19 protein-coding genes and 1 pseudogene are annotated in these 16,573 nt (G+C 51.7%); 15 read left to right on the top strand and 5 right to left on the bottom strand.

Annotated features, from left to right (window positions below; all coding sequences use genetic code 11):
* Nucleotides 1-28 precede the first annotated feature (28 nt).
* Together O9H85_RS07390 and O9H85_RS07385 are read left to right on the top strand one after the other, a co-directional pair.
* A pseudogene (locus tag O9H85_RS07390) lies at nt 29-1,055 on the top strand (permease).
* A 524-nt stretch (nt 1,056-1,579) separates the two neighbouring features.
* Nucleotides 1,580-1,849, top strand: coding sequence for a hypothetical protein (locus O9H85_RS07385; protein ID WP_269880669.1), 270 nt, complete (start codon nt 1,580-1,582; stop codon nt 1,847-1,849).
* Here the strand turns inward: O9H85_RS07385 and O9H85_RS07380 are convergent.
* Together O9H85_RS07380 and O9H85_RS07375 are read right to left on the bottom strand one after the other, a co-directional pair.
* Nucleotides 1,839-2,486: a cell wall hydrolase gene (locus O9H85_RS07380; protein ID WP_269880668.1), complete on the bottom strand. Its 648-nt coding sequence runs from the start codon at nt 2,484-2,486 to the stop codon at nt 1,839-1,841. The two genes, O9H85_RS07385 and O9H85_RS07380, sit on opposite strands and share 11 nt — an antisense overlap.
* 137 nt (nt 2,487-2,623) lie before the next feature.
* The gene (locus O9H85_RS07375; RefSeq protein ID WP_269880667.1) at nt 2,624-2,839 is read right to left on the bottom strand and encodes a hypothetical protein; all 216 of its coding nucleotides are present in this window, start codon (nt 2,837-2,839) and stop codon (nt 2,624-2,626) included.
* 139 nt (nt 2,840-2,978) lie between these two features.
* Between O9H85_RS07375 and O9H85_RS07370 the strand changes: the two genes are divergently transcribed.
* Both O9H85_RS07370 and trxB read left to right on the top strand, forming a co-directional pair.
* The gene (locus O9H85_RS07370) at nt 2,979-3,236 is read left to right on the top strand and encodes a YqkE family protein (protein ID WP_269880666.1); all 258 of its coding nucleotides are present in this window, start codon (nt 2,979-2,981) and stop codon (nt 3,234-3,236) included.
* 107 nt (nt 3,237-3,343) lie between these two features.
* Nucleotides 3,344-4,288, top strand: a complete 945-nt coding sequence (trxB, locus tag O9H85_RS07365) for a thioredoxin-disulfide reductase (RefSeq protein ID WP_269880665.1) — start codon at nt 3,344-3,346, stop codon at nt 4,286-4,288.
* 163 nt (nt 4,289-4,451) lie between these two features.
* On the opposite strand, the gene O9H85_RS07360 is transcribed toward trxB, so the two are convergent.
* A complete protein-coding gene (locus O9H85_RS07360; RefSeq protein WP_269880664.1) occupies nt 4,452-4,748 on the bottom strand; it encodes a hypothetical protein in 297 nt (98 codons plus the stop codon).
* Between the two features lie 484 nt (nt 4,749-5,232).
* On the opposite strand from O9H85_RS07360, the gene O9H85_RS07355 reads away from it, so the two are divergent.
* The 3 genes from O9H85_RS07355 to O9H85_RS07345 all read left to right on the top strand — a co-directional run bounded on the left by O9H85_RS07355 (nt 5,233) and on the right by O9H85_RS07345 (nt 7,505).
* Nucleotides 5,233-6,966 (top strand): sensor histidine kinase, encoded by a 1,734-nt coding sequence (locus O9H85_RS07355; protein WP_269880663.1) that lies wholly within the window; start codon nt 5,233-5,235, stop codon nt 6,964-6,966.
* A 156-nt stretch (nt 6,967-7,122) separates the two neighbouring features.
* Nucleotides 7,123-7,305: a hypothetical protein gene (locus tag O9H85_RS07350; RefSeq protein ID WP_269880662.1), complete on the top strand. Its 183-nt coding sequence runs from the start codon at nt 7,123-7,125 to the stop codon at nt 7,303-7,305.
* A gap of 98 nt (nt 7,306-7,403) precedes the next feature.
* Entirely contained in the window at nt 7,404-7,505 is a 102-nt protein-coding gene (locus tag O9H85_RS07345) for a sporulation protein YjcZ (RefSeq protein ID WP_269880661.1), read from the top strand.
* 123 nt (nt 7,506-7,628) lie between these two features.
* On the opposite strand, the gene O9H85_RS07340 is transcribed toward O9H85_RS07345, so the two are convergent.
* Nucleotides 7,629-8,138: a hypothetical protein gene (locus tag O9H85_RS07340; RefSeq protein WP_269880660.1), complete on the bottom strand. Its 510-nt coding sequence runs from the start codon at nt 8,136-8,138 to the stop codon at nt 7,629-7,631.
* 173 nt (nt 8,139-8,311) lie between these two features.
* On the opposite strand from O9H85_RS07340, the gene O9H85_RS07335 reads away from it, so the two are divergent.
* The 5 genes from O9H85_RS07335 to O9H85_RS07315 all read left to right on the top strand — a co-directional run bounded on the left by O9H85_RS07335 (nt 8,312) and on the right by O9H85_RS07315 (nt 12,719).
* The gene (locus O9H85_RS07335) at nt 8,312-8,437 is read left to right on the top strand and encodes a hypothetical protein (RefSeq protein WP_269880659.1); all 126 of its coding nucleotides are present in this window, start codon (nt 8,312-8,314) and stop codon (nt 8,435-8,437) included.
* 192 nt (nt 8,438-8,629) lie between these two features.
* The gene (locus tag O9H85_RS07330; protein ID WP_269880658.1) at nt 8,630-10,303 is read left to right on the top strand and encodes a ribonuclease J; all 1,674 of its coding nucleotides are present in this window, start codon (nt 8,630-8,632) and stop codon (nt 10,301-10,303) included.
* A gap of 128 nt (nt 10,304-10,431) precedes the next feature.
* Nucleotides 10,432-11,499, top strand: a complete 1,068-nt coding sequence (locus O9H85_RS07325; RefSeq protein ID WP_269880657.1) for a glycosyltransferase family 4 protein — start codon at nt 10,432-10,434, stop codon at nt 11,497-11,499.
* 280 nt (nt 11,500-11,779) lie between these two features.
* The gene (locus O9H85_RS07320) at nt 11,780-12,553 is read left to right on the top strand and encodes a COG4280 domain-containing protein (protein WP_269880656.1); all 774 of its coding nucleotides are present in this window, start codon (nt 11,780-11,782) and stop codon (nt 12,551-12,553) included.
* The gene (locus tag O9H85_RS07315; protein WP_269880655.1) at nt 12,513-12,719 is read left to right on the top strand and encodes a hypothetical protein; all 207 of its coding nucleotides are present in this window, start codon (nt 12,513-12,515) and stop codon (nt 12,717-12,719) included. Before O9H85_RS07320 ends, O9H85_RS07315 begins: the two co-directional genes overlap by 41 nt.
* Nucleotides 12,720-12,870: 151 nt before the next feature.
* On the opposite strand, the gene O9H85_RS07310 is transcribed toward O9H85_RS07315, so the two are convergent.
* Nucleotides 12,871-13,365, bottom strand: coding sequence for a C40 family peptidase (locus O9H85_RS07310; RefSeq protein WP_269880654.1), 495 nt, complete (start codon nt 13,363-13,365; stop codon nt 12,871-12,873).
* A 414-nt stretch (nt 13,366-13,779) separates the two neighbouring features.
* Between O9H85_RS07310 and O9H85_RS07305 the strand changes: the two genes are divergently transcribed.
* The 3 genes from O9H85_RS07305 to O9H85_RS07295 are packed head-to-tail and all read left to right on the top strand — an operon-like array spanning nt 13,780 to nt 16,535.
* On the top strand, nt 13,780-14,394 hold the full coding sequence (locus O9H85_RS07305) for a DedA family protein (protein ID WP_269880652.1): 615 nt from the start codon (nt 13,780-13,782) through the stop codon (nt 14,392-14,394).
* A 45-nt stretch (nt 14,395-14,439) separates the two neighbouring features.
* Nucleotides 14,440-15,114: a response regulator transcription factor gene (locus O9H85_RS07300; RefSeq protein ID WP_269880651.1), complete on the top strand. Its 675-nt coding sequence runs from the start codon at nt 14,440-14,442 to the stop codon at nt 15,112-15,114.
* Nucleotides 15,111-16,535 (top strand): HAMP domain-containing sensor histidine kinase, encoded by a 1,425-nt coding sequence (locus tag O9H85_RS07295; protein ID WP_333474172.1) that lies wholly within the window; start codon nt 15,111-15,113, stop codon nt 16,533-16,535. Before O9H85_RS07300 ends, O9H85_RS07295 begins: the two co-directional genes overlap by 4 nt.
* The last annotated feature ends 38 nt before the right edge of the window (nt 16,536-16,573 follow it).

The following is a 16,573-nucleotide window of genomic DNA, read 5'->3' as shown; positions in this document are numbered from 1 at the left end:
CGGGTAAAACCCGCAGAACAACAAGAGTATGATCGTCTCGGCTGCCGTTTTCTTGTTGATCGCGATTGAGGGTTTAACTTATGTAAAATGGTTGCCTTACTATCACAAGAGCGATGGATGTAGCCGTTAAGCATACGATCGGGGCTTCGATCATTACGGGGAAAGACCCTGCGGCACCGGGACCGTCCTGGAGCGCCGCTTGGGATTATGCCATAGCGTATTATAATTCCGTATGGAAAGCGGCCGTACTCGGCATCCTGCTCGGTTCGCTTGTTCAAGTGCTCATCCCGTCGGGATGGCTGCTCCGCGTGCTGGGCAAGGCGGATTTCAAGAGCACCGCAGCGGCAGGACTCGCCTCGATTCCCGGGATGATGTGCACCTGCTGCGCCGCTCCGCTGGCGGTAGGTCTCCGGAAGAAGAATGCTTCGATCGGCGCAAGTCTGGCGTTCTGGTTAGGCAATCCGACGATCAATCCCGCTACGCTGATTTTTATGACATTCGTGCTTTCATGGAAATTCACGCTTCTGCGTCTCGGTTTCGGGCTGATTCTGACGTTTGGCGTCAGCTATTTGGCCAATCGTTTTGCAGGAGAAACGAAGGTGCCGGCGGATATCCGCAAGAGGAATGAGGAGATGGTCCAAGCATCCGAGCAGCCGCTGGGCGTTCGATGGATGAAAGCGATCGGATCGATGCTGCTCCATATCGTGCCATCCTATATTGTCGCGGTATTGCTGCTTGGAGCGGCGCGCGCCTGGTTGTTCCCCGCGATCGGCGAAACCGCAGGAAACAGTCTGCTCGTCCTGATCGGCTTCGCCATTGCAGGCATGCTCTTCGTCATTCCGACGGCAGCCGAGATTCCGATTATTCAAACGATGATGTCATTTGGTCTGGGTACGGGACCCGCGGCTGCGCTGCTGCTGACCTTGCCGTCCATAAGCCTTCCTTCGCTGCTGATGCTATCCAAATCGTTTCCGAAAAAGGTATTGCTTTTTGTAACGGTCTCGGTCGTCGTTCTCGGGGTACTGAGCGGATTGGCAGGTATGATCGTGCTGTAACAAAAAAAAGCGTGTGCCAAACCGGCACACGCTCAGGCTGTAGAGAAACCCATGAAGTAGAGAAATCTGCTATGGTACTCCGGTGGGGTATCCCCTTCCGGCCGCTGTTGTTATCGGAAAATTTTCATTTGATTCGCTATTCAGCGGTAATTTCCCGATAACAAAGGCGGGCGCTATCGCTCCTACAGGGGATACCCCACCTACTACCTTTTGCATATTTCTCTATATCCGGGTTTCTTATCAATCTGATCGTGTGCCAAACCGGCACACGCTTTTTTTTGCTATTTTTAGAAATAAGTCTTTCTGCTCCGAGCCAACCGGTCCGGCTCCAGTCCGGCTTCGGATAATAAGCTGGTGCTGCCGTACCCTGTGGTGCCCGTTGTAGAGTTGAAGCCCCGGTTGCCGCTGATATAGCTCGTATACCCCGGCGGACAAGGGCTCGATCCAGTTTTAGCATAAAACTAGCAATTTCGGCATAACGTATTGCTAGAAGCAAATAAACGGGAGAATGCGAGAACTGTTCTATGAACAATAATACCCGCTCGGACTTCTTGCACGATTTGTTTCGGATCCTCATCTTTCAGACCTATCTTGTCATCTATCCGACCATTACGTTGACCGATCCGTTCCTGCAATGGCTGCTTCATGTCTATTCGCTGCTGTTTCTATTCTTGTTCTTCAGCAGCCTGCTGGCTCTACCGGTTTTGGATTGGATTCCACTGCGGCTGATCGGCCGAAGGAAATCTCCCAAGCTGCGGAACCGGTCGGAGGAAAGGGCCGAAGTTATCGGGTAAAGATATGATTGCCGATCGACTTCAGCTTGGGACGAGCCATGCTCCAGGCAGAGCTGGTCAGCTTCGGGTTATAGTAAAAGAGAGCTCCGTTCGTCGGGTCAACGCCGTTCAAGGCGTCCTTCGCCGCCTGATACGCCGTCTTGTCCGGAGTGAGTCCGAACTGCCCGTCTTCGACCGCCGAGAATTGCCTTGGCTGGAGTATGACCTCCGGAATCGAATCGGGAAACAAGGGGGATTGCACGCGATTCAGCACGACGGCCCCGATCGCGACTTGTCCGGTATAGGACTCGCCGCGCGCCTCCGCATAAATGATCTTGGCCAGATGCTCAAGCGCTCCGTTCTTCGGCAATACCGATTTCTGTTTCAGCTTATCTACCGTCTCACGGTCGGCCTCTCCGTCCGGAGAGAGCCGGTTGTCTTTCTGAAAACGGCGTACCGCCTCTGCTGTGCCGGAACCGTAAAACCCGGTCAGTCTGGCTTTTAAGTAACCGATCGAGGAGAGGCGTTCTTGAAGCTCCAGCACTTGCTCGCTTTGAGTTCCTTGTGTCGCCGGAGAGGCTGAGGCTTTGGCAGCATTTCCCCAGCCTGCTGCCGTGCAAGCGCATAAAGAAAAGAAAAGGGCGGTTTTGTTCACCATCCGTTGTCCTCCTTTAATGATTCCAATCAAGATCGCACGCAAGCCGTTTCCGAATGGAGATGCGGCTTGTTTACAATTTTCGGAAGTGAGTGCCGGATTGGGTCCATGATGTCAAGAAGGGGGGAGCGGAGGGAGGCTTATCGTTTTCGGATTTCAAAAAACTCGCAGTCTCGTCTGGAATGGTAAGTGACATCACTTACGCTGTATTGAATCACAATCGTATCGTCGGTGAAGCGGGCGATTACTCCGCCGGCGCCGACGACATGGTCGTCCTGGAATACGCGGATGTGGGCTTCACGGTCCATTGCCTGTTGAAAATCCTGATCCGTTATTAATTTCTGATTGTAAGCCATGGCAGTTCTCCTTGGTTTTCGGCCCGGCCGATATATGAGCGAATCTATCTTATCAGAAAGCGGTGCGGAACAAAAGGCTTGCCGGAATAGAAAGCGGAGTCCTATCCTGATATAATAAAGCGGAACCGAGGTGAGACCGATGGCAAAGAGAAAACCGTCCCCTGCACCCGAATCGGGCGGGCAGGAGAAAGCCGCGACGCTGAAAGACCTGCTCAGCGCGGAAGTCGTTCAGCAGCTGAAGCGTCAGGCGGATCAGATGAAGGCGGAGGAGCAAGCCAGCCGCGAGCGGCAGCGCAAGCAGGCGGAAGAGCTTCGTAAGGCGGAGCAGAAACGGCTGGAGCAGGATTTTGAGCATCTTCTGAATAACAGTACCCAGGATTGGCGCAAATTCAAATAAGGTTCACCATGTTTTCATGCGATCTTCATCGTTCCTTCATGATGGCCAATGCACGTTCGTGATATGATGACGTCATACACGTCATGAATGAAGGAGATGCAGATTCGATGCACAAAACAATCATTATCGGAACAGGCCCTGCGGGCTTAACGGCTGCCATCTATTTGGCGAGAGCCAACCTCAATCCTCTCGTTATCGAAGGGCCGGAGCCCGGCGGGCAGCTGACGACGACAACCGAAGTGGAAAATTTCCCAGGCTTCCCGGACGGCATTATGGGTCCGGAGCTGATGGACAATATGCGCAAGCAGGCGGAGCGCTTCGGCGCCCAATTCCGTACGGGATGGGTCAATTCCATCGATTTCTCGAAGCGTCCGTTTACCCTGCAGCTGGAAGGCGCGGGAGAGCTTCAAGCCGAATCCGTGATCGTATCGACCGGCGCATCGGCGAAATACCTTGGCATTCCCGGGGAGAAAGAGAACGTTGGTCGCGGAGTAAGCACTTGTGCCACCTGTGACGGCTTCTTCTTCCGCAATAAGAAAATTATCGTCATCGGCGGCGGGGACTCGGCGATGGAGGAAGCGAACTTCCTGACCCGCTTCGCCTCGGAGGTCATTCTCGTGAACCGCCGCAACGAGCTGAGAGCCTCCAAGATCATGCAGGACCGGGCGCGCGAGAACGGCAAAATCAGCTGGCAGCTGAACCGCACCCCGCTGGGGGTGCTGGCCGGAGAACGCGGCGTAACGGGCCTGAAAGTGTTGAACAACGAATCCGGCCAAGAAGAAGTCATTGAGACGGAAGGCATCTTCGTCGCGATCGGCCATACGCCAAACACGAAATTCCTTGGCGGTCAGCTCGCCACCGATGAGCTGGGCTACCTGCTTGTAACGCCGGGAACGACCGCAACGAACATCCCAGGGGTATTCGCCTGCGGTGATGTCCAGGATCATCGTTACCGGCAAGCGATCAGCGCAGCGGGAACTGGCTGTATGGCGGCTCTCGACTGCGAGCGGTTCCTTGAGGAAGCCGCGCATTCGGTAACCGTCGGATCCTAAATCGAAAACACATCCAAACAAAAAACAGGCGCTCCAGGGAGAGCACTGCAAAAGTCGCGCTTTTGCAGCAGTCTCTCTCAGGATTGCCTGTTTTTGTTGTTATATGAGTAGGTTCGCCTGGAGCATCCGGTCATTGAAATGAAATAAGTATAGCTGTAAAGCATTATGCACTCTGCAAAATCTTGGCTTCGAGATTGGAGCGAATCATCCGAATCTTCTGCTTGACATAAAATTCGGAGGCGGCACCCTTCAATTCGCGCAGGGATACTTCAAGGTCCGTATCGTTATCGATAATGAGTGTCGAGCCGTTCTCGAAGAAGGTGAATGTGAAATCAGCCCAAGGCTGATCCGCAACGTTAAGCACTTTCTCAATTTGCGCTTCGGTCAATTCGTTATTGGCAGCCATCACATGTCTAAAGTAATCCCGTTCAATAAATCGTACCTTCATCACAACCTTCATCGTCAACACCCCTCTCGGATAATAGGAACAAATGTTCTATGACTCTATTATACCAAACATTCGTTCGTAGTCAACTCCTAATAGGGAAAAAGAGGAAAATGTATTTGAGATGCTACGATTCCTTTTCCCGCTCATGCAGCCGGATCGGCCGGCGAATCTCGGCATAGTTTTCTTCGATGTCATGACGGATGGATTCCAGCATATGAAGCGCTTCTTTTTTTGTTTGCTCGTCACTGATGTGTTGTATAAGAGATTTCAGATGGTTTAATCGTGTCTCAGTTACAAATCGCATGGGAACTACCTCGATTTTTCTTGGGATGCATTCTCCTACATCATTCGGGAAGCCGCTCAGCTTTGCGCCTGCAAGCTTGAATGTTAGCAATTTATTCGACTTGCTATAGCAATTTTCGACAAAATTAACCCAACGGTTCAAAAGCTTGCTATAATAAAGCTTTGAAACCGCAGGGTAAAAGAGGTGCCGCGAATGGCTTTTTGGAGAAGCATACCTTTAAAAACATCGTTATTGTTCACCATCATCATCATTCTGCTCAATGCTTCCTACTACCAACACTATAAAGAAATGCTGATCGACAACCAGAAAGACAAGATGAACCTGCTCTTTAAGAACATCGAGATTAACGTCGACGAAACGGCAACGGGGGAGAAATTCGTCATGGATTTGATCGGACAAAACCTCCGGACCGCCGCAATCGCCGCCAAGCTGAAGCTGAATCCGGATATCTCGAAGGTTACGAATGAGGAGCTTACCGAGCTGAAGCAGCAAATCGGAGTGGATGACATTACGCTGTTTGCCCCGGTCGGAGACGATTTCGTCGGATTAAAATCGTCAGATCCGAAGGAATTAAACGTCAGCTCCAAAGGCTGGGACACCTATTACGAAGCGTTCAAGCAGCTTTACGCTTTGAAGGATGTGAACGTGGGCATCGGCCAATCGCTTCCTTACTACTGGAGCGGTCCGGTCGATACCGCTACGACCAACCCGACGGAGCTCAATATATGGGGCTACTATTATGACGGAACGACGAACTATATCATAGACCCCTTCGTTCATAACAAAACGCTCCGCAAGTATCAGGACTTGACCGGTGTGGACGATGCCATTGACCGGTTGCTCAAGGACAACCGGCATACCGCGCTTGAAATCGCCGTCTTGAACTCGGACAAACTGCTCGGGAAGAAGCTTCCCGTGAAGAACCCGGCGCCGAGCTACTGGTTTTCCGAGCGGGAGGTGCTGTTCGGTTCCTACGAATACAGGGACGAAGAGGAGAAGAAATATGCTGAATCGGCGCTGGCGCGGAATGAAACGGTATTCTATGTAACCGAATCGAACGGCAAATCGGTCATGAAGAGCTTTACGCCGGTCCATACCGACTATTTGAAATATAACGCGTCGAGCGGCGTGCCGCTTATTGAGATTACGTCCGACTATACGGAAATTAGTAAAGCGCTGAACGATCAGCTCCGGGAAACCGTCGGATTTATGGCGATCTGCACCCTCATCGTCCTGCTGCTCATGATGGCCATTCTATGGGTTTTTAAACGGAACAAGGCGTTGGCGCTGCAAGACGTGCAGGAAGCCTATGTGGGCAACATCGAAACGCTGTTCCAGTCCGTACGCGAGCAGCGTCACGATTTCATCAATCATATTCAAACTATCCATGGGTTACTAAGCATTAAAAATTATGACGAGCTGCAAAAATACACCAATGCGCTGGTCGGCGAGATTCGGGTGGTCGGCGAGCTGATCAACATTAAAGATCCCGCCTTGATCGCGCTCATGCAGGCAAAGCTGACGCAAGCCGATTCACTGCACATCACGTGCGAATACGACTTCAAGAATATGGAGCAGCTTAAGCTGAGTCCGGTACGGGCGACCGATATGATCAAGATCCTGAGCAACCTGATCGACAATGCATTCGATGCTACGCTTGCATTGGAGGAGCCGCGGCGGAAAGTTCGCGTAACGGGGGAAGTGTCAAACCGTCAGCTGCGGTTTTCAGTCAGCAATACAGGGCCCGAAATTCCGGAGGAGTGGCGCGAAGAGATCTTTGCTTCGGGGTTCTCAACCAAGCCGAAGGGGAAAAATTCAGGGCTTGGCTTGCACATCGTTAAACAATTGGTCGCCCGGTACAAAGGAACGGTTGAACTAAAATGCGGGGAAGGAACTACGGAGTTTTCCATAGTCATTCAATTCTAAGGATGGGGAAGCCATTCATCAACCTTTTTATACGATATTTGCATAACGTTTATTATCAATATGCATTTCACTTATAAGCCGATCTTTGTTATCATTTGATTGTCACATAATCTTCACAAATGAACGGATGAGATGTCGAGCGGAAGGTGATGAATCATGGCAGACGCCGCAGTGATCGGCTTTATAATTTTACTCTCCTTTGTCCTGTATTTTCCGGGCTATCTTGCCGATCGGAGGAAAAGAAAAGCGGCTGCATCGGCCAACATCGTGCCTTTTCCCAAGCGGGCGTCCTCCAGTCAAGGAATGGGTGAACGGCAGCAATCGGACGGGTGCCCTTAATTAATCCTTAGGAGACACGTATTTCCGGGCATTCGTCCAACCCATTCTCCGCGATATCCCATATGATGAGGTAAATACACAGAAAGGAGATGTATTCCATGTCTGCAGTAGCCGGTTTTGGAGGTTTCTGGACCAGCACGGGTACGATCCTGGTTCTCTTTATTTTGCTCGTCATCGTTTCCAGAATGTTCGTTTTGTAATTGTCACACGCCTCATCCGAGGGTACAGTCGCTTGCCTTTAGCCCTGCCGTACGACGGCAGGCTTTTTTTTGTTGCATCGACATCAATCGGCCTTGAGCCGAAGAGCCCAAAGCCGCTTTTATCTAAGGAATGTATTGCTGAACGATAGACACGACTTTCCCATCCTTAACGGTCAAATGGTACGGATAGTCATGGAGAAGCTCCTGGGAGGCGAAGATGCTCTTGAATTTATCCAAGGATAGAGGCTCATTCCACTGGATGTCCATGGATTTGGACTCGTCCGAGCGGCGGTAGATTTGCATGCGGACTTCCGCGTCTTGGCTCACCTCCAAGGTAAGGAGCTTAGGATTGTCATTTAAGATAAAATATCCATCCGGCGCGCCATCCAAACCCGAGTCCGGATATTTCTCACGGAATACCCTGTCCGCCTCTATGCCTTCATACCACTGAATGTAATCGGCCTCGATATAGGTAATATCATTCTTGGTATAGATGCCAGCGATATAAGCGGGATGGGTATCTTCTGTTTTCGGGATCGGGGTGTATTCGCCTTCGCCGGCTGCCGCGGCCAAGCCGCGGAGCAGCAGGGAACTGAATAAGGCCAGCATCATCATCCATCGTAAGGTTTTCATTGACGGCTCTCCTTTTGCCATGGGAATACTACCTTTTAACATCCTATGCGGGGAGTGAAACAAGCTTTCGTTCATTTTGCGCCGGTTGCGGACAAGCTCTTGATTTCCGTTGGTTAGTTCGTACATGACAAGGGTAAAGAAGTACATGGAGCAAACGATGGGGAGGGACCACGATGAGCAGATTTCAACATCCCACCGTTGACAAGTTGAACTATTTGCAGAAATTAAGTTCAGCGGAAAAATTGGTGTTGGACGTCATAGCCGAGAAATCGCTGAGCCAAGCGATATTAGCGCGATAGCCGCGCATTGCAGTCTGACGAAGCTGCAAGCCGAGGTGGCGCTTCAGCTGCTGATGTATAAAAAGCTTATTCCGGGCAAGATCAAGATGGATAAGAAAACGGGGTCAACTTCAGATAAACATGTGCCGTCATAAAAATCAAGCTTTACGGAAAAATTAATATTATGTCAAAAAGGATGGGGGCACATCTGGAGTGAGCCAACTAGAGAATAAACTGTCCATATTCGCCTTGGGCGGAGTCAATGAAATCGGCAAAAATATGTATGTCATTCAATATGCAAACGATATCGTCGTAATCGACTGCGGTTCCAAGTTCCCGGACGAAAGTTTGCTTGGTATCGATTTGATCGTGCCGGACATCGCTTATTTATTGGAACACAAAGACAAGGTGAGGGCCCTGATCATTACGCATGGCCACGAGGATCACATTGGGGGCCTGCCCTATATATTGAAACAATTGAATATGCCTGTATACGGTACGCGGCTGACTCTGGGCTTAATTGAGGGGAAGCTGAAGGAAGCCGGGCTGCTGGGATCGACGGAGCGGATCTTAATTCATGCGGATTCCCAGGTGGCTCTCGGGTCCATGATCGCGACGTTTTTCAGGACCAATCATAGTATACCGGACTGCCTCGGGGTAGCGTTTCAAACCCCGGAAGGAACCGTTGTACATACGGGTGATTTCAAATTTGATTTGACTCCGGTGAATGAGCAGTATGCCGACTTGCATCGCATGGCGGAGATAGGAAAAAACGGCGTGCTTGCCCTGCTGTCCGAGAGCACGAATGCGGAACGCCCCGGATTTACGCCCTCGGAACGGAGTGTAGGCATCCATATTGAGGAAGTCTTTCGCCATGCCCGGCAAAAGGTGTTCATTTCGACGTTCGCTTCCAATGTGCATCGGCTTCAGCAGGTGATCGACGCCGCTCATGTCACGAACCGGAAGCTCGTGCTCGTAGGCAGGAGCATGGTCAATGTGGTGAATATTGCTTCCGAACTGGGATATTTGACGATCCCGGAAGGCATGCTGATCGAACCGGCCGAGGCCGGAAAATACCATTCCGAACGTGTGGCCGTACTATGTACCGGCAGCCAGGGCGAGCCGATGTCGGCCCTCTCCAGGCTGGCAAGGAGCAATTACCGGCAGCTGGAGGTCGACCCGGGCGATACCGTCATCTTGTCGGCTACTCCGATTCCCGGCAATGAACGCAACGTTGCTCGCACGGTCGATGATCTTTATCGTCTGGGCGCGGAGGTCATTTACGGTTCCGGTTCCATCACGGGAATGCACGTTTCCGGTCATGCGAGCCAGGAGGAGCTGAAGCTGATGCTGCATCTGATGAAGCCGAAATATTTTATCCCGATCCACGGAGAATTTCGGATGCTGCATCAGCACGGCCTGCTGGCGGAATCCGTCGGAGTTGAGCGGGATCGTATCTTCATCGTAAACATTGGCGAAATCGTCGAAATCAAGAACGGCACCGCCCGCAAAGCCGGGAAGGTGGCGGCGGGGAACACGCTGGTCGACGGTCTCGGCATAGGCGATGTCGGCAATATCGTGCTGCGCGACCGGAAGCATTTGTCCCAGGACGGGATTCTGGTCGTCGTGATCACCCTTAGCAAGACGGATGGTAAAATCTTGTCCGGTCCGGACATTATATCCCGCGGCTTTGTCTATGTCCGGGAAGCGGAAGAAATGATGGAAGAGGCGAATCGGCTTGTCGGCAGCACGATCCAGAAGCTGCAAACCGAGAACGTCAACCAATGGAACTCGCTCAAATCCAACGTGAAGGAAGTGCTGGGCCGTTACTTGTACGAGAAAACCGGCAGAAGACCGGTCATCCTTCCGATCATTATGGAAATATAAGCCGGGCATCAAGCCCTTTCGCTAACAATCGGAGGGGCTTTGCTGAGGATGAGACATCTAACCAGTACCATTTGACCGTGCCGGCATATGGTGAAGAGAGAAGGCATAACAAATGGGGGGACCTCCAATTGAAAATCCTCATGGTTGCTCCGGAACAAATCCCGGTGCCGGGCAACGGCTCCGTTGAGATTTGTATGCTGTCCATCGCCAAGAAGCTTGCAAAAACGAACAAGGTCACGCTCGTAAGCCGGAAAAGCTCCGGGCTCCCCCCGGCAAGCAAGCTGGGGAACTTAACCATTATCCGTGTGCCTACCGGCAGTTCGGGCAAATATATCGCCTCGGTGCTTCGCTACATTAAAGGGAAAAAATACGACCTGATTCAGGTCGACAATCGTCCGCATTATATGGCGAAGGTAAAGAAAGCTTTTCCCCATACGCCCGTGTCCTTATTCCTGCATTCGCTTACGTTCGTACCCCGCACGCGGGCCGTATCCGCCAGTATGAGCCGGGCCGACCTCATCATAGCCAACAGCGATTCGCTTAAGAGCACGCTGTCCAGCTGGTTCCCGGCCGTGGAGTCCAGGATTCACCGGGTTCATCTCGGTGTCGATACCGCCCGATTCAAGCCGAGCAAGTCCTCAGGCAGGTCAAGGAGCTTTCATGTATTGTTCGCCGGCCGCGTCATTCCGCGTAAAGGAGTCCCTGTTATCATCAAGGCCATGGGCATCGTCCGCTCCAAAATCCGACACGCGAAGCTGACGATTGCCGGCGGCGGAAAGTCGGGCTATGTGAAGTCGCTGAAGGCACTGGCCCGCAGGCATCGCATACCCGCGCGCTTCTCGGGAAAAATTCCGCACCGAAGCATCCATAAGCTGTACCGCAAGGCGGACTGCTTCGTTTGTCCTTCCCAACAGCATGAGGCCTTCGGGCTCGTCAATGTGGAGGCAATGGCTTCCGGTTTACCGGTAGTCGCATCCAACATCGGAGGCATTAAAGAAATTATCAACGCCGGCTCCAACGGCTACCTGGTTGACCGGTACAAGAGCCCTAAGGCGCACGCGAAGTACCTAATGAAGCTTGCTCAAGACCCTGAGCATGCCGCCCTGCTGGGGAAGCAAGCGCGAAGCGACGCGGTACGGCGGTTCAGCTGGAAGCAGACGGCGTCGAAGCTGGAGTCGATATACGTTAGCAAGTGATCCGAACGCGAGGGCAGCCGAGAGGCTGTCCCTTTTACCGTGCCCGGAGAGCCAGGGGTTCCTGTGTGCCTTTAATAGTTGATAAGACTTTATAAGTTTTCGTGGGCTTATAGCTTCGCATCAACCTTGATAAACGCGCTGGTCCTTGTAAGACAAGGACGGCGTAGCCGTTTATCCTGGTTTTATGATGAAGCCTATTTACAAATCCGCAAGCATACAATAAAATATAACCATTGTTACAATGTGACAGTTGTTATAATTTATTGTGGGGAGGATCAAAATGAATTTCTACGTTATATCCGCCAGTTTTCTGGGAACGGCCGTTGAGTTCATTGAAGCGTTGACCATCGTCCTGGCCGTAGGCGTCGTCAGAGGTTGGAAAAGTTCTCTTACCGGCATGGCGGCGGCTCTCGCGCTGCTTACCGCGCTCGTAGCCTTGTTCGGCGTACCGCTGATGCAGTTGGTTCAAGTGGCCGTCTTTCAGTTAATCATCGGTATTTTCATGCTGATGTTCGGCATGCGCTGGCTGCGCAAAGCGATTCTTCGTTACTCGGGGCTTAAAGCGCTTCATCTGGAGGACAAGGCCTATGAAGAAGAACTGGAGAGGCAGCGGAAAGAAGGCAAGAAGAACAGCGGCATCGACTGGTTCGGGTTTGCAACCTCGTTCAACATCGTCCTGCTTGAAGGGATTGAAGCGATCTTTATCGTCCTGACGTTCGGGCTTGCCGCGAATTCCATGACTTCCTCGGTAATGGGCAGCCTGATCGGCTTGCTCCTCGTCGTCATCGCAGGCGTTCTCTTGCGAAAGCCCTTGACAATGATTCCCGAAAACACGATGAAGTTCGTGGTCGGCTTAATGCTCAGCGCCTTCGGTATCTTCTGGGTGGGTGAAGGCATCGGCGTGGAATGGTGGCATCAGGACGTATCCATTCTTGTGCTTGGCGTTCTGTTGTTCCTGATCTCGATGGCCTGTGTCGCCGTATTAAAAAAAGCGCAGAGGAGGGCGGTTTCTCATGAAAAGCGTGTTTCAAACCATACTGGGTCTACTTATTGATGATTGGTGGCTCGGCATTGGCATTCTCGTATCCATTCTCGTTACCTTCTTCGCTTTACATATGGGGCTGTCCGAAATGGCGTCGGGTTGGGTGCTGACCCTCCTTCTCGTCGGAACCCTGCTCCTTAGTTTAACGATGGAATACCGCCGAAAAAGGCATTCATAACAAGTAACATTGCACCGCAAGTTCCAAATATTACGCAAAAAGGACCTTCAAATCCACTTGTATAGTGGAGATGAAGGTCCTTCTTGCACATGAAATCCAACCTTGAATGGGGGCTAGAAAATCATGAATTGACTTTTAGGACAGCCCCTGATTAATTAATGACGCGGCGCGCCGTCGTATAGTGCGAGCTCCACCAGCTGCTGTTGAGGTCGGAGATGGTTACCCCGCCTTTGCCGAACGTATGAAGAATTTTGCCGTTGCCCATATAAATGCCTACGTGGTGAATCGGGGAGTAGAAGAAGACCAAATCGCCCGGCTTCAGCTGGCTCCGCGGCACGTATGTCCCCACTTGGGATTGTTGACGGGAGCTGCGCGGAATGTTGATTCCGTTTTGCTTGAAAGCATACTGCGTGAAAGAAGAGCAGTCGAAAGATTTCGTACTTCCCGAAGGCGCTCCGAATTGATAACGAACTCCCATAAATCGTTTACCTGTTGCTATGACGTTATTGGCTGTGGAAGAGGCGGATACGCTTGCCGCGTGTGCCTGAGGCGTTCCGAGCGCCATATTTCCTGCAGCCAATAAAGAGAAGCTGAGCGTGATACCAAGTAACGTTTTGCTGAGACGGTTCCGTTTCAATGTGTTCATGAGTTCCTCCTAAGTGTGTATAATCTTTGTTGTGTTGTGGCTATCGATAAATCTACCATATCACATCTAAACATGACTGAAATTGGAAGAAGTGCCATAAACCCAGGCCCAATACAGCTTTATCCGGCTTTATTAGAATTTCATGAGAATGATCGGCAAGGAAAAGTCTTGACAAAAGGCAAGTTAGAAGTTGTAAGTGTTTTCTCTTCCTGATTTGGATCGAAAAGCTAGGGAAGCAGCGAAGAACCGGGCGCAGCTCGAAGGAAGAGCGCTTCTCGAATTGGATACGAAAACGTGCGATTAGTCCAATGTGCCGTACCGATCGTCATTTTCTCATTAAAATCTCATTTTAGCCGTGTATACTGCTTACTGATCGCAACTCGCTGAATCAGCAAGAGAAAGGGAGTGCTTCTTTTGAGAGAACTCATGATAAACATGATTCAGCATTACGGGTATGCGGCGGTGCTGATTTCCATGGTTGTAGGGATCATCGGATTGCCTATACCAATCGATTTTATGCTGCTGTTCGCAGGCTCCATCGTGTTGGAAACGAAGTTGAATTTATTGTGGCTCATCTTCTACTCATGGATCGGCTGCACCGTCGGCATGACCGTAAACTATTTGCTCGGCAAATATATCGGAATTCAAAGAATCAGCCGGATAACCCGGTATATTCATCTGTCGGAGGCACAGCTGAATGGGTGGGGAACGAAGTTTAAACAACTGGGTCTATGGATTATTCCGATCGGCTTCTTCGTCGCAGGACTTCGACATGTGTCACCTTTCATTGCCGGGGCCAGCCGGATGGCGTTTCCCAAATTTATCGGCATGACGCTGGCAGGCGGCTTATTCTGGATCAGCGTATTCGCTTTCGCCGGGCAGCGGCTTGGCCGTCACTGGCATACGCTGCTCAAGCTGCTGCATAGTCCCCTTGTTATAATCGGAATGCTTGTAATTGTTGGTTTCGTATTGGCGCTAAAGGCCCGTTGGGTGAAAATCAAACCGTTCCGGAATAATCGGGTTTCCTAGTCGGAGAAAATAATGGAATCCAACATGAGGCAAGAGGACGGATCAATGAAAACCATTTTGCTTATAGAAGATGAAAAGCATCTGGCCCTGTTCGTCGAGCTTGAGCTGCGCCATGAAGCATACGACGTGACGGTTGCCTGGGACGGTCGGACGGGGCTGGATCTTGCACTAAAACAGGACTGGGACCTTATTCTGCTGGATATCATGCTGCCCGGGATGAACGGACTGGATGTGTGCCGCGCCATTCGGGCCGCCAAGAAGACGCCGATCATTATGCTGACGGCACGGGACAGCGTACTCGACCGGGTAACCGGACTCGACAGCGGAGCGGATGATTATATTCCCAAGCCGTTCGCCATCGAGGAACTGCTGGCACGCATTCGCGCGATCTTTCGGAGATGGGAGCTAGTGGAGGAACCCGGGCGGCAGTTCCTCTCCTTTAAGGAGATTCAGCTCGATCTTGATGCAAGGAAGGCGACAATCGGAGGACAGCCGGTCGAACTGACGAAAAGGGAGTTCGACCTTTTGGCCGTTTTTATGCAGAATACGAACATTGTGCTGACCAGGGACATCCTGCTCGAGCGGGTATGGGGGTATGACACCGAAGTGGAGACGAATGTGGTGGATGTGTATGTCCGATATTTGCGCAATAAAATTGACCCTCCGGATGGGGACAGCTTCATCGAAACCGTTCGAGGGATAGGATACGTGATGAGATGATCCAAAAGGTTCGCAGCTGGTTCTCGCGGCTGCCGATCAAATGGAAGATGGTGCTCTGGTCTTCCTGTATGCTGTTTTTATTATTCGCGGCGTACAATTTCGCTCAATATATCGCCATGAATCGTTGGATGGTCCTGCAGGAGCAGACGTCGATTCAGAGGAACATGGCGGAGCTGCAGGACTATTTTCAGGAAAAGCGGGATACGCTGAACGTCAGGACGATTGAGGGGAGCAGAGGCTTCCTGGAGAAGGTCAACGGGAAGCGTCAATTGATCCGCATTTTGGATGAACAAGGGAAGCCAATCGTTACCGTGAGCGACGGTCTGCCTCCCGCCAACGTCATTCCGCAGACCGCCTTGCAGACTGAGCTGCTGAGCGTATGGCACTATGAGGATCATCTGCTCGTCATGCGCAGTCCGCTGATCGCCGGCTCGTTCCATGGAACGATCGAAATCGTGCATAATCTGGAGACGTTCGATCAACTGAGCGATAGCATTCTGTGGATTATGATTGTTGCGGGTGCGGGTGCGATTCTGCTCAGCGCCATCGGCGGTCTAATGATCGCCAGACAGCTCTTGAGGCCGATTCATTCCTTAACGAATGCGATCCGGAATGTTAAAAAACGGGGTCTCCACGAACGCGTAGAGTACCGCGGCGCGTCGGACGAATTAAGCCGCTTGGCCAGCTTGTTCAACGATCTGATGCATCAGCTGGAATTTTCTTTCCAGCAGCAGAAGCAATTCGTCGAAGATGCGTCCCATGAGCTGAGGACCCCGATCGCGATCATTAAAGGGCATTTATCTCTGCTGGACCGGTGGGGCAAGCGGGATCCTGAGATGCTGGATCAATCGTTATCGGTAACGCTGCAGGAATTCAGCCGATTGGAAAAGCTCGTTCAAGAGCTTCTCACGCTGACACGGGCAGAGAACGAAGCCCCGGCTCTTAATGACGAAGCGGTTCGTCCGGCCGATATCGTGAAGCAGACCGCGGACCGTTTCGCCGCGCTGCATCCGAGTCTGGATATTGCATATGAGCTGGGGCCCATCGAAAGCGATACCTTCATACGTGTCGTTCCCCGCCATTTGGAGCAGACACTGCTGATACTGCTTGACAACGCCGTAAAATATGCGGTTGATGTCCCGGTGATCCGAATTACGGGGAAGCGGACGGAGGAGCGGGCCGAGATCCGGGTTATCGACCGCGGGATCGGCATTCCGCCGGAGGAGCTTCCCTTCATCTTCGACCGGTTCTACCGTGTAGATAAAGCGCGGAGCCGCGAGAAAGGCGGAACGGGCCTCGGACTTGCGATTGCGAAGCGGCTGGTGGAAAAGAACGGCGGGCAAATCACGATAACCAGCTCAGAGCAGGAGGGGACATGTGTGCTGCTCTCTTTTCCCCTGGAGGGCCCGATGCCCACATGAACGCTTAACGCTTGAATATTACTTAATTAAAGGATGAT

Source organism: Paenibacillus gyeongsangnamensis (assembly GCF_027533625.1).
Taxonomy (GTDB): domain Bacteria; phylum Bacillota; class Bacilli; order Paenibacillales; family NBRC-103111; genus Paenibacillus_G; species Paenibacillus_G gyeongsangnamensis.
Note: the sequence above shows the minus strand (reverse complement) of the source record. Positions and strands in the feature narration are given on the sequence as shown.

Coding starts and splice junctions, on each gene's coding strand:
- O9H85_RS07385 (WP_269880669.1), top strand. CDS start 1,580: ATGAACAATAATACCCGCTCGGACTTCTTGCACGATTTGTTTCGGATC.
- O9H85_RS07380 (WP_269880668.1), bottom strand. CDS start 2,486: ATGGTGAACAAAACCGCCCTTTTCTTTTCTTTATGCGCTTGCACGGCA.
- O9H85_RS07375 (WP_269880667.1), bottom strand. CDS start 2,839: ATGGCTTACAATCAGAAATTAATAACGGATCAGGATTTTCAACAGGCA.
- O9H85_RS07370 (WP_269880666.1), top strand. CDS start 2,979: ATGGCAAAGAGAAAACCGTCCCCTGCACCCGAATCGGGCGGGCAGGAG.
- trxB (WP_269880665.1), top strand. CDS start 3,344: ATGCACAAAACAATCATTATCGGAACAGGCCCTGCGGGCTTAACGGCT.
- O9H85_RS07360 (WP_269880664.1), bottom strand. CDS start 4,748: ATGAAGGTTGTGATGAAGGTACGATTTATTGAACGGGATTACTTTAGA.
- O9H85_RS07355 (WP_269880663.1), top strand. CDS start 5,233: ATGGCTTTTTGGAGAAGCATACCTTTAAAAACATCGTTATTGTTCACC.
- O9H85_RS07350 (WP_269880662.1), top strand. CDS start 7,123: ATGGCAGACGCCGCAGTGATCGGCTTTATAATTTTACTCTCCTTTGTC.
- O9H85_RS07345 (WP_269880661.1), top strand. CDS start 7,404: ATGTCTGCAGTAGCCGGTTTTGGAGGTTTCTGGACCAGCACGGGTACG.
- O9H85_RS07340 (WP_269880660.1), bottom strand. CDS start 8,138: ATGAAAACCTTACGATGGATGATGATGCTGGCCTTATTCAGTTCCCTG.
- O9H85_RS07335 (WP_269880659.1), top strand. CDS start 8,312: ATGAGCAGATTTCAACATCCCACCGTTGACAAGTTGAACTATTTGCAG.
- O9H85_RS07320 (WP_269880656.1), top strand. CDS start 11,780: ATGAATTTCTACGTTATATCCGCCAGTTTTCTGGGAACGGCCGTTGAG.
- O9H85_RS07315 (WP_269880655.1), top strand. CDS start 12,513: ATGAAAAGCGTGTTTCAAACCATACTGGGTCTACTTATTGATGATTGG.
- O9H85_RS07310 (WP_269880654.1), bottom strand. CDS start 13,365: ATGAACACATTGAAACGGAACCGTCTCAGCAAAACGTTACTTGGTATC.
- O9H85_RS07300 (WP_269880651.1), top strand. CDS start 14,440: ATGAAAACCATTTTGCTTATAGAAGATGAAAAGCATCTGGCCCTGTTC.
- O9H85_RS07295 (WP_333474172.1), top strand. CDS start 15,111: ATGATCCAAAAGGTTCGCAGCTGGTTCTCGCGGCTGCCGATCAAATGG.